This is a genomic window from Duncaniella sp. C9, from assembly GCF_004803935.1.
In the GTDB taxonomy this organism is placed as follows: Bacteria; Bacteroidota; Bacteroidia; order Bacteroidales; family Muribaculaceae; genus Duncaniella; species Duncaniella muris.
The window spans coordinates 923,666-937,259 of the sequence record NZ_CP039547.1 but is presented as its reverse complement, the minus strand read 5'-3'; the positions used below and the strand labels follow the sequence as shown (position 1 = coordinate 937,259).

General features: G+C 56.8%; 10 protein-coding genes. 4 read left to right on the top strand and 6 right to left on the bottom strand.

The window, feature by feature from the left end; genetic code table 11:
- Positions 1-43: 43 nt before the first annotated feature.
- The 6 genes from murD to rsmH all read right to left on the bottom strand — a co-directional run bounded on the left by murD (position 44) and on the right by rsmH (position 7,817).
- Positions 44-1,402, bottom strand: coding sequence for a UDP-N-acetylmuramoyl-L-alanine--D-glutamate ligase (murD, locus tag E7745_RS03830; protein ID WP_136408334.1), 1,359 nt, complete (start codon positions 1,400-1,402; stop codon positions 44-46).
- A 47-nt stretch (positions 1,403-1,449) separates the two neighbouring features.
- Positions 1,450-2,715 carry a phospho-N-acetylmuramoyl-pentapeptide-transferase gene (mraY, locus tag E7745_RS03825; protein WP_107031107.1) on the bottom strand — a complete coding sequence of 422 codons (1,266 nt, stop codon included), beginning with the start codon at positions 2,713-2,715 and terminating at the stop codon, positions 1,450-1,452.
- 57 nt (positions 2,716-2,772) lie between these two features.
- Complete coding sequence (locus E7745_RS03820; RefSeq protein WP_123399549.1) at positions 2,773-4,245, bottom strand: UDP-N-acetylmuramoyl-L-alanyl-D-glutamate--2,6-diaminopimelate ligase; 1,473 nt, start codon at positions 4,243-4,245, stop codon at positions 2,773-2,775.
- Between the two features lie 118 nt (positions 4,246-4,363).
- Positions 4,364-6,445: a penicillin-binding protein gene (locus tag E7745_RS03815; protein ID WP_136408333.1), complete on the bottom strand. Its 2,082-nt coding sequence runs from the start codon at positions 6,443-6,445 to the stop codon at positions 4,364-4,366.
- A 72-nt stretch (positions 6,446-6,517) separates the two neighbouring features.
- The gene (locus tag E7745_RS03810; protein WP_107031104.1) at positions 6,518-6,832 is read right to left on the bottom strand and encodes an FtsL-like putative cell division protein; all 315 of its coding nucleotides are present in this window, start codon (positions 6,830-6,832) and stop codon (positions 6,518-6,520) included.
- Between the two features lie 70 nt (positions 6,833-6,902).
- A complete protein-coding gene (gene rsmH, locus E7745_RS03805; RefSeq protein WP_123399553.1) occupies positions 6,903-7,817 on the bottom strand; it encodes a 16S rRNA (cytosine(1402)-N(4))-methyltransferase RsmH in 915 nt (304 codons plus the stop codon).
- A gap of 551 nt (positions 7,818-8,368) precedes the next feature.
- On the opposite strand from rsmH, the gene E7745_RS03800 reads away from it, so the two are divergent.
- The 4 genes from E7745_RS03800 to E7745_RS03785 all read left to right on the top strand — a co-directional run bounded on the left by E7745_RS03800 (position 8,369) and on the right by E7745_RS03785 (position 13,458).
- Positions 8,369-8,947 (top strand): non-canonical purine NTP diphosphatase, encoded by a 579-nt coding sequence (locus tag E7745_RS03800; RefSeq protein ID WP_136409163.1) that lies wholly within the window; start codon positions 8,369-8,371, stop codon positions 8,945-8,947.
- A gap of 380 nt (positions 8,948-9,327) precedes the next feature.
- Complete coding sequence (locus E7745_RS03795; protein WP_136408332.1) at positions 9,328-11,811, top strand: hypothetical protein; 2,484 nt, start codon at positions 9,328-9,330, stop codon at positions 11,809-11,811.
- Between the two features lie 62 nt (positions 11,812-11,873).
- Positions 11,874-12,398, top strand: coding sequence for a hypothetical protein (locus E7745_RS03790; RefSeq protein WP_136408331.1), 525 nt, complete (start codon positions 11,874-11,876; stop codon positions 12,396-12,398).
- Positions 12,399-12,489: 91 nt separating this feature from the next.
- Entirely contained in the window at positions 12,490-13,458 is a 969-nt protein-coding gene (locus tag E7745_RS03785) for a type I phosphomannose isomerase catalytic subunit (RefSeq protein ID WP_136408330.1), read from the top strand.
- Positions 13,459-13,594 lie beyond the last annotated feature (136 nt).

Genomic DNA, 13,594 nt, shown 5'->3' with positions numbered 1-13,594 from the left:
AGGCCGGTTAATAACAGCCTCTCATATCTGTATTATCAAGTGCCTATTTCGATTCGAGGGCGCGGACCTGCTCCTTGAACTGACGGCCGCGGTCTTCATAGCTGCTGAAGAGGTCGAAACTTGCGCAGCATGGCGAGAGGAGCACTGTGTCGCCTTCGCGGGAGATGGCGGCGGCGGTGGCCACGGCTTCCTGAATCGAGTGGGTGTCATGGATCTCAGGCACCTGACCGGTGAAGAAGTCGAGGAGCTTGCTGTTGTCCTTGCCCATGCAGATGATGGCTTTCACCTTTTCTTTCACGAGGGGGAGGATTTCGGAGTAGTCGTTGCCCTTGTCCTTGCCGCCGAGAATCAGCACTGTGTCAGCGGGCATTGATTCGAGGGCATACCAGCATGAGTTGACATTGGTGGCCTTGGAGTCGTTGATGTAGCGGACGCCGTTGACTGTGGCAGTGTATTCCAGACGGTGTTCCACACCTTCGAAGTCGCCGAGCGCTCCGCGGATCTCCTGCTTGTCGATGTCGAGCAGGCAGGCCGAGAGGGCGGCGGCCATTGAGTTGTAGAGGTTGTGGAGACCGTTGAGCGAGAGCTCGGCGCGGGGCATTCTGAGCGAAGTCTCAGGGGTGTCGATTATGAGCGAAGCCTCGTCGCTGTCATTGTCTACGTAGGCGTGGCAGCCCTTCTCGAAGTGTTCGGCGAAGGGATAGAGCTGCGCCTCGGTGCGGATGCGTTCGAGCTGGCTTGTGATCACGGGGTCGTCCTGCCAGTAGATGAAGGCGTCCTGCGGGGTGAGATTGTTGAGGATGCGGAACTTGGCGTTGATGTAGTTCTGCATCTTGTAGTCGTAGCGGTCGAGGTGGTCGGGGGTTATGTTGAGGATCACGGCGATGTTGGCACGGAAGTCATACATGTTTTCCAGCTGGAAGCTTGACAGTTCGATCACGTAGACATCATGCTTCTCGCGTGCCACCTGAAGGGCCATGCTGCGGCCCACGTTTCCTGCAAGGCCCACGTTGATGCCTGCGTTTTTGAGTATGTGGTAGGTGAGGAGTGTGGTTGTGGTCTTTCCGTTACTGCCGGTGATGCAGACCATTTTGGCGTCGGTGTAGCGTCCGGCCAATTCTATTTCGGAGATCACGGGAATGCCTTTCTCGGTGATGGCCTTCATCACGGGAGTGGTCGGGGCAATGCCGGGGCTTTTGACCACCTCGTCGGCCGCGAGTATGCGGTCCATCGAGTGGCCCCCCTGTTCCCATTCTATTCCTTCGTCGTCGAGCATGCGGCGATAGTGTCCGGCTATGGTTCCATAGTCGCTGAGAAACACGTTTATTCCTTTTTCCTTGCCGAGGATGGCGGCGCCTACGCCGCTCTCACCTCCGCCGAGTATGACGAGATTTTTTGCCATTGGTATGCTTGCTGTTGTTTTAGCTTATCGGGTGTCAGGATTGCTGATTACCTGATCTTGAGGGTTACGAATGTTATGACTGCGAGGAAGATGCCGATGATCCAGAAGCGGGTGACGATCTTCGATTCGGGGATGGCGCGCAAGGGGGCCTGGATGATGGCCTCGATGCCTGAGTTGCCGGGCTTCTGATAGTGGTGGTGGAGGGGGGTCATCTTGAAGATGCGCTGCCCCTTGCCGTATTTGCGCCTGGTGTATTTGAAATAGGCCACCTGGAGCATCACCGAGAGGTCTTCAACAAAGAAAATGGCGCAGAGGATGGGGATCAGAAGCTCCTTGTGGATGAGGATGGCGAACACGGCTATGATGCCGCCGATGGTCAGCGATCCGGTGTCGCCCATGAAGACCTGCGCGGGGTAGGCGTTGTACCAGAGGAAGCCGATCAGGGCGCCGATGAAGGCCGACATGAACACAACCAGCTCCGACGACTGGGGTATGTACATGATGTTGAGGTAGGTGGAGTAGATGACGTTGCCTCCGAGATAGGCCATGATGGCCAGGGCCACGCAGATGATAGCCGAGGTGCCAGCACAGAGGCCGTCGAGGCCGTCGGTGAGGTTGGCTCCGTTGCTTGTGGCGGCCACAACCACGATGACCACGAGGATGAACAGTATCCAGCCGCCGACCTGGGCGTAGTCGCCGAGCCACTGGGTCAGATAGGCATAGTCGAAGTTGTTGTCCTTGACAAAGGGGATGGTGGTCTGGGTCGACTTCACATCCTGGCTCTCGCTTGCCATGACGGTCTCCACATTGTTCTCCGAGTATGTAACCGGCGTTACCTGGCGCTGAGTGATGTCGGGGCTGAGATACATGGTGAGGCCCACTATGAGTCCGAGGCCCACCTGGCCTATGATCTTGAATTTGCCTTTCATGCCCTCCTTGTCGTGCTTGGCCACTTTGATGTAGTCGTCGCAGAAGCCGAGTGATCCGAGCCATATGGTTGATATCAGCATGAGGATCATGTAGATGTTGCTCAAATCGCCCACAAGCAGGCAGGGAATGAGGATGGCGATGATTATGATTACTCCGCCCATTGTCGGAGTTCCGGTCTTCTGCATCTGTCCTTCGAGGCCGAGGTCGCGGATGATCTCTCCGACCTGCATGAGCTGCAGGCGGTCAATGATCTTGCGGCCGAACACCAGGGCTATGAAGAGCGAGAGCAGCAGCGCGGCTCCGGAGCGGAAGGTGATGTAGGTCATCAGTCGTGATCCGGGTATGTGGCTGTCTTGCAGAAGGTCAAATAGATAATAAAGCACTTGGGATAAATATTTTTAGATCGGTTTATCAATCGGGGGATTCAATCGGGGGGATTTCTATCGGCCGGAGGCTGATTCGGAGGCTATGATCTCGCGGACCACCTCGCGGTCGTCGAAATGGTGTTTGACGCCCTTGATCTCCTGGTAGTCCTCATGGCCTTTGCCGGCTATGAGGATCACGGAGCCTTTCGAGGCGAGGGTGGCGGCGGTGCGGATGGCCTGGCGGCGGTCGGTGATGTGGAGTGTGCGTGTGCGGGCTTCCTCGTCAAGACCTTCCTCCATGTCGCGGAGAATCTCTTCAGGCTCCTCGAAGCGTGGATTGTCAGAGGTGAGGATGAGGCGTTCGCTGCGGGCTGCGGCCTCGCGGGCCATGATGGGGCGCTTGCCCTTGTCGCGGTTGCCGCCGGCTCCGACCACGGTGATGATCTCGCCCTGACGGCCTATGACCTCGCGGATGGCGTTGAGCACGTTGACCACTGCGTCAGGCGTGTGGGCGTAGTCAACGATCGCCGTGTAGCCCTTGGGCGAATGGAAGGCCTGGAAGCGTCCGGCCACCGGGACCAGGCGCGACATCTCCCGGAGCACGTTGTCGTGGTTCCAGCCCAGCAGAATGCAGGCTCCGTAGACGGCCGTGAGGTTGTAGGCGTTGAATTTTCCGGTGAAAAGCAGTTCCACCTCGTGGCCGTTGAGGCTCAGGAGGGTGCCGTCGAGGCGTGACTCCACGATGCGTCCGCGGAAGTCGGCCTCGGAGCGCAGAGAGTAGGTGAAACGCCGTGCGCGGGTGTTCTGAAGCATTACGTCGCCCACCTTGTCGTCAGCGTTGGTCAGCGCGAAGGCATCGGCGGGGAGCAGGTCGAAAAATTTCTTCTTGGCGGCGAGATAGGCCTCGAAAGTCTTGTGGTAGTCGAGGTGGTCGCGGGTGAGGTTGGTGAAGATGCCCCCTTCGAAGCGCAGACCGGCAATGCGCTGCTGGTCGGCGGCGTGTGAGCTGACTTCCATTGCGGCATATTCACAGCCGGCTTCCACCATGCGGTGGAGAAGTTCGTTGATGGTCAGCGGGTCAGGGGTTGTATGGTCGGTGGGATAGGCGGTGTCGTCCACGTAGTTGCAGACGGTTGAGAGGAGTCCGGCCTTGTGGCCGAGCAGCCGCGCCATCTCATAGATGAGTGTGGCGGTGGTTGTCTTGCCGTTTGTGCCGGTGACGCCTACGAGGTGCAGTTTGCGCGAAGGGTTGTCCCACCACTGCGATGCGAGATAGCCGAGGGCGAGCGCCGAGGAGGGGACCACGATGTAGGTGACATGCGTCGAGAGGTCTTCGGGGAGCTGCTGGCAGACCACCGCAGTGGCTCCTTTCTCCACGGCCATCGGTATGAACCTGTGGCCGTCGACGCTGACGCCGGGGACTGCCACGAAGAGTGTCCCTTCAGTCACCTGACGGGAGTCGGAGGTCAGACCCGATATCATTTTATCATCACTGCCGATGATCTCGACGGTTTGCACCGGAGCGAGCAGTTCGTTGAGCTTTTTCACCTTTGAAATTATTGATTTGGTTGTTGTTTCGGAAATCTGTAGTGCCCGGAGGCGGTGAGGGAGAGGGGGGTGAGAAGACGGTTTATTATATATATAAGGAGTTTTGGGCTCCGGATGTTCAGTTGGCCAGAACGAGGCGGATGCGGGTGCCTTTTGGCGGATGCGATCCGGCGGTGTGGCTCATAGACCTGACGTAGCCCGAACCGGAGTATTCCACGTTGTAGCCTGCGTTTTCGAGGGCCACGAGGGCATCACGGAGTCCGTAGCCTCTGACGTCAGGCACTCCGGAGGCCGAAGCGGTTTCGGGGGCGCGGAGAGTGCGGCGCGAGGGTATGGAGAATTCGGCTTTGACTCTCTCATATGGATTCTTGCCGGGGGTCACATAGAAGGTTGGGGCGTTGGTCGAGGGGGTGTTGTCGCGGTAGTCCGAGCTGTTGCCGAGCATTCCGCGGGAGTATAGCTTGAGAGCCACGTTGCGCAGCACCTGGCCGGAGGTGGTGGCGGCTCCAAAGAAGTTTTTGGTTGGGTGGCATGTGAGCACCACGCAGGAGTACATCGGGTTTTCTGCGGGGAAGAAGCCACAGAAAGCCAGGCGCTTCTTGCCCTGGTTGTAGGCACCGTTCTCGATCATGTAGCATGTGCCGGTCTTTCCGGCGATGCGCACGGTGTTGTTGCGGAGGAAGCGTCCGGTGCCGTGGTCGCCCCAGACCACGTTGGTCAGCATCTCGCGCACAATTTTTGCCGTTCGTGGCGAACATGCTCGTCCGGAACCCATGTAGCCTACGGGGAGCACCGAGTCGACCTCGCCGCGGATCTCCTTGACCAGACGTGGGCGCACGAAGACACCGTCATTGGCTATGGCGTTGTAGATGGCCAGGGTGTAGAGGGGCGGAATTTCGGTGGCATAGCCGTAGCTCATGCGCGAGAGGGCAATGCGGCCTCCGCGGTCAGAGGGCACACTGTCGATGCGCGGGGGCACCTCGCCGGCTATTCCGGTGTTGAGCGGTTCGAGGAATCCGAGCTGCTTGATGCGCGAGTAGAAGGCTCCGGGATTGTCGTTGTATTTCCGGGTTATGATGCGGGCCATGCCGATGTTTGACGACTGTTCGAGCACGTCGCCCACGCGGATGGCAGTGGAGTGGTGGGCGTCGGTGATGGCACGGCCGCCTGCATAAGCCCATCCGCTGCCGGTGGGGAGCATTTCGTCGAAGTTGGTGACAATGCCGTCTTCAACGGCTATCATCATGGAGAGGGTCTTAACGACTGATCCGGGCTCGTAGCCCATCACTGCCCGGTTGCGGGCCTCGATGTAGCCCGGACCGCGGGGATTGCGCTCAAGATTGGAGATTGCCTTGATGTCGCCGGTCTTGACATCCATGAGCACAGCCACCCCCCAGTCGGCCCCGCAGGTGTCAAGCACGTTGTTGAGCTCGCTCTCCACTATGTCCTGCATGTTGATGTCGATTGTGGTCACTATGTCGCTGCCGGGCACTGCCGGGATGTCTGTCCAGTCTGTGATCTTTTTTGTGAGGTTGATCATCTTGCTGTAGCCAATCTTGCCGTAGAGGAGCGAGTCGAGGGCCTTTTCGAGGCCTGAAATGCCGTGGATCTCCTTGCTTTCAGTGGTTTCGCCCACGCCTCCGATGCTTCGGCGTGCCATGTCGCCGTAGGGGTTGAAGCGGCGCATGTATTTTTCGAATGTCAGGCCGTTGCGGTTGCGGTTTTTGATGCTGAAGAATGGGAGGGTACGCATGGTCTCCATGTCGGTGTGCGAGAGTCCGCTGAGGAGTTTGTAGGCTCTGGGGCGTTCGCTGTGCTTCTTGTCGAGGGGTGCGAGGAGGTGTTTTTTCCAGGCCTTTGCGTTGCGCACGGGGAAGAGGCGGGCCATGTCGGCGGCAAGCCAGTCAATGGTGTCGCGCAGGAGTTTTTCGTTGAATTTCTCGGCGCGGTAGTCGATGCGGGCGGTGTAGAAGTTGAGGTTTGTGGCCAGGACGCTGCCGTCAGAGGCGAGGATGTTGCCGCGCGGGGGCACTATGACCTTGCTCTGTGTGAGCAAGGCGTCGGCGCGTTCGTTCCACTTGTCAGCGTCAATGACGGTGTTTTCGACGAGTTTCGATACGATCATCGCCGAAAGAAGCAGAATGAACACGATGACGAGTCCATAGCGCAGAAGTATGTTGCTTCGGTTGTCCTTTTTCACGTTGGTTGGTCAGAGAATGTTGTGGGCTGTGAGGGTGTTATGAGAGTGGCGGAGGGAGGGTTGAGCGGAGGGTCATTTGGGTATTTTGTAGGGCGGCTGGGCCTGGACCTTGAGGTTGAGGTGGAGCGAGTCGACCATGTGTTGCATGGAAGTTTCGCGTTTGCGCCCCATGAAGGCGCTGCGCTCGCGGGCCTTTTCGTTGTTGACTATCTCAAGGGTGCGTTCGAGGGCTGCGATTTTCTCCATGTTGGTCTGGCAGGTGTATTTGGTCGTTATATAGACCATTATCACCACAATGCAGATGAGCACCGGGAGCCAGTGGCGGGCGAAGAAGTCGCTTGAGAGGACTTGGCCGCGGAAGAGGCGAGTGATAATGGAGGCTTTCATATTGTTGATGGGTCCTGGAGTTGCCGGAGGGGAGTTTCCGGGAGATTTTATATATTATTTTTTTTGCGGATCAGAGTTTTACGGCTACACGGAGTTTGGCGCTGCGCGAACGGGGGTTGCGCTCGGTTTCTTCGGCCGTGGGGACTATCGGCTTGCCGCCCAAGGGCTTGAGGGGGGCTTCGATGCGCCCGAAGAAGTCTTTCTCCACGTTGCCGGCGAAGTTGCCTGTCTTCATGAAGTTCTTGACCATGCGGTCTTCGAGGCTGTGGTAGGTGATTACGGCGAGGCGTCCGCCGGGCTTGAGGACTTTGAGTGCGCCCTGAAGGAGTTCGCGGAGTGCGCCCATTTCGTCGTTGACCTCTATGCGGAGGGCCTGGAACACCTGGGCGAGTTCTTTTTTCTCTTTGCGCGGGTCAATGTGGGGGCGGATGGCGTCGATGAGCCGTCCGATTGTCTGCAGGGGGCTTTCGCTGCGTGCTTTTACGATCGAGCGGGCCATCTGGCGGCTCTGTTTCAGTTCGCCGTAGATGTAGAGTATCTCGGCTATGCGCTCTTCGGGGAGGGTGTTGACCAGATCTGCCGCCGAGCGGCCAGCCTGGCGGTTCATCCTCATGTCGAGGGGTCCGTCAAAGCGGAAGGAGAAACCGCGTTCGGTGTCATCGAAGTGGTGGAAGGAAACTCCGAGGTCGGCCAGCACTCCGTCAACTTCAGCCACGTCATAGTAGCGCATGAAGTTTGTGATGAAGCGGAAGTTGGAGTAGACCATCGTGAAACGGGGGTCGGAGGGGGCGCGGCGCACCGCATCCTCGTCCTGGTCGAAGGAATAGAGCATTCCGCCGAGGCCTGCGTCGAGACGCTCCATGATGGCGCGTGAGTGGCCGCCGCCGCCGAATGTGGCGTCGACGTAGATTCCACCGGGCTGAATGTCAAGGGCCGAGATGGTTTCGGGCAGCAGGGCTGGTATGTGGTAAACTTCTTCGGGCATGGGTGCGGAAAGGATCGTCAAAGGGGTTAGCTTTAGAGGGTGTAAAATTACAAAAATTTGCAAAACTAAACAGTAAAAAATCGCCGAAAATTTTAAGAAGTTATTAACATTCGGAAAAATAACTGAAAATCAGGGCTCCGGAGTATTTGCAAATGTAAATTTGCGGGGCTTCCGCATTATCGCATTCACCGGGTTCCTGCGGGCCGTATCTTTGCAGAAAAAAAGCCATGAAGAAGAGAGTTAAAAAAGAGTGTCGCCGAATTGTTTCGGGCAAGTATTATGACGAACTGATGGGGCTGATCGCCAGGACTCTGATAGCCATAGAGGTGGAGAGAGACGAACTTGACCGCTGCCTGGAGGCTTTCAGCAGCTATCTGACCGTGGGGGTTGTTGATCCGGCGCCTGACGATCTGAATTTCAAGATGATAATGGCTCTGATGGAGCCGGAGATAGAGCGGGCCGCCGAGCGGTCGGCGCGGGCCAGACGACGGAAGAAGCCGAAAAGCGCCGACGAGGGCAATAAAGAGGCTCCCGCACCGTTAAATAATAATATGCAGGAAATAGTATTCGCCACCAACAATCGACATAAGCTCGAAGAGATCCGCCGCATTGTCGGCGACAAGTTCAGAATCCTGTCGCTCAGCGATATAGGCTGCCATGAGGAAATCCCCGAAACAGCCTCTACCCTCAGCGGCAACGCACTGCTGAAAGCCCGCTACGTGAAGCGGCACTACGGCTATGACTGTTTTGCCGATGACACCGGCCTGATGGTCGATGCGCTTGGGGGCGCCCCCGGAGTCTATTCGGCCCGCTTTGCCGGCCCGGCCCATGACAGCGCGGCCAACATGGAGCTGCTTCTGCGCCGCATGGACGGTGCCGTGAACCGGTCGGCCCGCTTTGTCACCGTCATAGCCCTGCTGCTTGACGGCGAGGAGCATCTGTTTGAAGGCAAGGTGGAGGGCGAGATCCTTTCCGCGCCGCAGGGCACCGCCGGGTTCGGCTATGACCCCGTGTTCAAGCCCGCCGAAAGTCCGGTGAGCTTTGCCTGCATGAGCGCCGATGACAAGAATGCCATCAGCCACCGCGGGCGCGCCACGGCCCTGCTGCTCGACTACCTGTCGAAGCTCTGAGCCGGACACCCCCCACTCCTCTCTTAGAGGTTGTTTAAAAACAATAGTTAAAATCTGAGTGGTGTATCTTTTAGATAAATTGTTGCAAATGAGGATGGAGCATAGCGAGCTATGTGACTGACGAATTTCAACAATTTAGCAAAAGAGACACCAAGGCTCAGGTAACTAAAAAAATACTCAAACATGAAATTACTGAAAGGAAAAAAGACAATACCCTCGCCTGCGAAAGTTTTGGGCGCCTATGGCTCTTCATCTCAGTCACATAGCTCGCTATGCTCCTTCGATTCAGAGCCATATCCACCTCAAAACTTTCGCTCAGATTTTAACTATTGTTTTTAAACAACCTCTTAACACCATCCAACACATCCCCGATGACGCAAATGATAAGAAAACTCTTCGTAATCCTCCTACTGTGTCTGCTCCCGTCCGGGCTTTCCGCACAGCTCGCCACCGGCAGCTGGAAGGTCTACGGTGCTTTCGGTCTGCCTGACAAACTACTGGAAACCCCTCAGTTTGTCTATCTTCTGACCCAGGGCTCGCTCCATTCCTATGACAAGACCAATGACGAAAGCCGCTCCTATCTGCCCGGCGATGATATAAACGGACACCAGATCAAGAATATCTTCTACAACACCGACAGACGCTATCTGACCATCTGCTACATGGATGCGGCCATTGATCTGCTCTATGACGACGGACGCCTGGTGAGCCTGCCTGACATACGCGATGCAAACCTTACGGTCTCGAAGGTGATCAACGATGTGAAGTTTGACGGCGATCTGATCTATGTGGCCACATCGTTCGGCCTGGTGGTGTTCAGAGAGAGCACCGCCGATGTCAAGGAGTCAGGGGTCTATAATGTCAATGTCGCGGCGATAGCCCTTACGCCTGACCACCTGCTCATCTATCCCCATGACGGCGACAAGGCCCGCCACCTGCTGGCCATCGAGAAGACAGCCCGCATGAATTCACTCGGCAACTACATCTCTGTCGGGGTGCTCCCTGACAACTATGTTGAGATCATCCCCCTTTCCGACGGCTATGCCGCCGACGGGATGACCCACTTCATTCTGCGTGACAACACGCCATATCTGGCCCACGTAGGCGTGAGGTTCGACCCGGTTCCGGAGTCGCACATCTGCTGGGTGGCCGGACAGACGCCGCAGTGCTTCAGAAGCGACGAGGGAGTGGTCTATTATGTGTCGGAGGGCCGGCTTTATGAAGTGGGACTGCCTCAGGAAACCAATCTCCCGGTGCCGGTGAAAGAGGTGGTGAGGATTCCGGAGATCATGAAGGACGATCTGATAGCCACGACTTCAGGAATGTCGTCGGTATGGGTGGCCGGAATGAAAGGTCTGGGCAACTACCGGCTTGATGCTGACGGGGGTATGACGGTGTTGCGTGACCGGTTCCGTCCGTCGGGAGTGACTACTTTTTCTGATATTTCCTGCTTCTTTCCTTCATCGGACGGACGCGGATTCTATATCTCCAACCTTGGAATCAGTCAGGTGAAGCCTATAGGCAAAGGCGATTTCATGAATACGCGGTTTACCGGCAATTTCATCAGCGGCGGCAAGGTCGAGGATGTGGCGGTCACCGGCAAGATGACCATAAGAAACTCACCCGGAGCGACTTCGGCCCAGCGCTACGGCTACGACAACATTTTCGCGCCGGCCTTTGTGATAGAGGACCCGGATGACCCGACAATCCGCTACATCGGATCGGGTCTCGACGGCCTTTTCGTGGTCAAGGACGGGCAGGAGATAGGCAAGTTTGACGAAAACAGTAGCATCTACAAGTCCGCGAACTGGGCCTGGCGAACCAATGACGCCTGTTTTGACCCTGACGGCAATCTGATAATAGGTGTCTTTACCAACAATGCGAACGAATCGCCGATCGCTGTGCTTCCGGCCGAAAAACGCCGCACAAAAGATCTGCGCTCCATCACCAAAGACGACTGGCTGACTCTCGACATAGGCAACTACATCAGCAACCGCGACGTAGACCTACTCCTCTGCCGCCATTCGCCCATGATCTTCCTGATCGCCTCGCACTATCAGGGAGGTTTCGCGGCCCTCCACCACGGAGGCACAGTGACCGATCCGTCTGACGACCGCCATGTCACGTTCTCTTCTCTGATCGATCAGGACGGCAAACAGTTTGTGACCAACTATCCGAGATGTCTGACTGAAGACAAGCGCGGCCGCATCTGGTGCGGTACCACTTCAGGCATCTATGAGATCACCAATCCGCTGAGTGTCTTTTCGCCGGACTTCACCATCAATCGCCTGAAGGTGCCCCGCAATGACGGCACTAATCTTGCCGACTATCTGCTGGAGACCGAAGACATCAACTGCATTGCGGTCGACGCCGCCAACCGCAAGTGGGTGGGAACTATGGATTCGGGAGTCTATCTTGTCAGCGAGAACGGCGATGAAGTGATAGCCAACTTCAACACTTCGAACTCTCCGCTCAGCACCAACACCATCACGGACATCTATGTGGACCCCAACAGCAATTCGGTCTTCATAGCCACTCTTCATGGACTCTATGAGTATGCCTCCACAACCAGCCCTGCGCGTCCGGACTATTCCGATGTCTATGCCTACCCCAACCCCGTGGAGCCGGGCTATTCGAGCTGGATCACCATAAAGGGCCTGATGGAGAATTCGCTTGTCAAGATCATGGACGCAGGGATGCACCTTGTCTACCAGACACGCTCCCAGGGCGGACAGGCCATCTGGGACGGCTGCTCGCTCAACGGATCGAGGGTGAAGAGCGGCGTCTATTATGTGCTCGCCTCAAGCGGTGACGATGTCAGTTCAGAGGGCGATGTGGTCACGAAAATACTCGTAGTCAATTAGAGGGCTTGTCATGAAACACCTTCTCAACCGAACATGTAGATTATAACGGACGTTTTCTTGATATGGAAACTTTGAAATATAAAGATGAGACAGACCGCAGTTACGGTGCGACCGGAATGGCCATCGGACTGCTGATTTTCGACGGCGAGGATATGCTCGCCTCTATAAACATCGACGGCGATCCGAACGACATGGTGGTCATGTCGCCCGACTTCTATTTCGCCGGCAATCCCGGAGTCTCGGCGAAGACAGCCTGGAACCAGATGCTTAAAAACTATAATCTCGGCATAGGCATGCTGATGTCGAATCTTCTCTGCCGCCACCTTGTCTCTGCCCGCCAGGCTCTTCCGGCGGCTCTGCGCGAACGCCTCCACAGCATCGCGGTGGAGGAGGGACGTGATGCCTGTTCGCTTGAAGACGATGAGATAGACCGTCTTTTCGAGAAGAACATGTCTTATCTGACAAAGGTGTTCTCCCACAGAGGCGTGCAGTCCATAGCCCACGATTTTGCCGCCGAGCTGCTCTCGCGCCGCACGCTTTCGCGCCTCGATGTGCTCGAACAGCTTGAGGCTCTCAGAGTGCTCTGAGCCTTCCGGGCTGTCAGGCTCACACACGCGCACACAGGCGCACACGCATACATATTCAGATCATTATCAAACGTTTCAATAATTGTCAATAATGCTGAACAAACCTATCCATTTCGCGCCCTACCTCAAGTCTGTCATCTGGGGTGGAGAGCGCATCGCGCCTTATAAGGGCATTACGACTGACCAGACTGCCATAGGCGAAAGCTGGGAACTGTCAGCCGTGCCTGGCCATATCTCCGTGGTTGACCGCGGACCTCTGGCCGGACAGTCTCTGACACAGCTGATCGAGACCTACAGAGAGGAGCTTGCCGGTGCCGATATCTACAGCCGCTTCGGAACCGCTTTTCCTCTGCTTATAAAGTTTATCGACGCCAAGGCCGATCTCTCGGTGCAGGTGCACCCTGACGATGAGCTGGCGGCCCGACGCCACAATTGCCCCGGAAAGACCGAGATGTGGCACATCATCGACACCGAGCCGGAGGCCAAGATCTATGTGGGTCTGAAAGAGAGCATCACTCCCGATGACTATGAGCGCCGTGTGGCCGACAATACCGTCATGGAGGTGATCGATGCCTATGATTCGGCTCCCGGCGATACGTTCTTTCTCCCTGCCGGGCGCATCCATGCCATCGGTGCGGGCAATCTGCTTGCAGAAATCCAGGAGACGAGCGATATAACCTATCGCATCTATGACTATGACCGCCGCGACAAGGACGGCAATCCCCGCGAGCTCCACACGGCCCAGGCGCGCGATGCCATAGACTATACGGTGTATACTGACTATAAGTCACACCCCGAAGGGTCGGTGCTTGCCGATTGCAGCCATTTCGTGACCCGCAAATTTGCGGTTGACGGCAGCGGCGAGGTGGCGATTCCGCGTGACCGCGAGTCGTTTACCATCATCATCTGCCTTGAGGGCGAGACGGTGGTCTCATGGACCGACGGCGCAGGTGTGCGCGGGTCGCAGAAGGTTGTCCGCGGCGAGACGTGGCTCTGCCCTGCCGTGCTCCGTGACCTTGCGGTGTCAGGCAAAGGCGAGATTCTATCGGTGCAGGCGTAAGCGTAAATCAATATCCTGACAGACATTACATTCAAATAAATATCTTTGCCCCCTGGCACCCGCGCGCAATGCGCCGCAGATGCCGGGGGCGATTATGTGCACATGGCCCCCGGCGGATGTCCGTCAGGCAGAGAAT

What these genes read in the sequence shown, in the direction of transcription:
- murD (WP_136408334.1), bottom strand. Translation starts at nt 1,402, where the DNA reads ATGGCAAAAAATCTCGTCATACTCGGCGGAGGTGAGAGCGGCGTAGGC.
- E7745_RS03810 (WP_107031104.1), bottom strand. Translation starts at nt 6,832, where the DNA reads ATGAAAGCCTCCATTATCACTCGCCTCTTCCGCGGCCAAGTCCTCTCA.
- rsmH (WP_123399553.1), bottom strand. Translation starts at nt 7,817, where the DNA reads ATGCCCGAAGAAGTTTACCACATACCAGCCCTGCTGCCCGAAACCATC.
- E7745_RS03800 (WP_136409163.1), top strand. Translation starts at nt 8,369, where the DNA reads ATGCAGGAAATAGTATTCGCCACCAACAATCGACATAAGCTCGAAGAG.
- E7745_RS03795 (WP_136408332.1), top strand. Translation starts at nt 9,328, where the DNA reads ATGATAAGAAAACTCTTCGTAATCCTCCTACTGTGTCTGCTCCCGTCC.
- E7745_RS03790 (WP_136408331.1), top strand. Translation starts at nt 11,874, where the DNA reads ATGGAAACTTTGAAATATAAAGATGAGACAGACCGCAGTTACGGTGCG.
- E7745_RS03785 (WP_136408330.1), top strand. Translation starts at nt 12,490, where the DNA reads ATGCTGAACAAACCTATCCATTTCGCGCCCTACCTCAAGTCTGTCATC.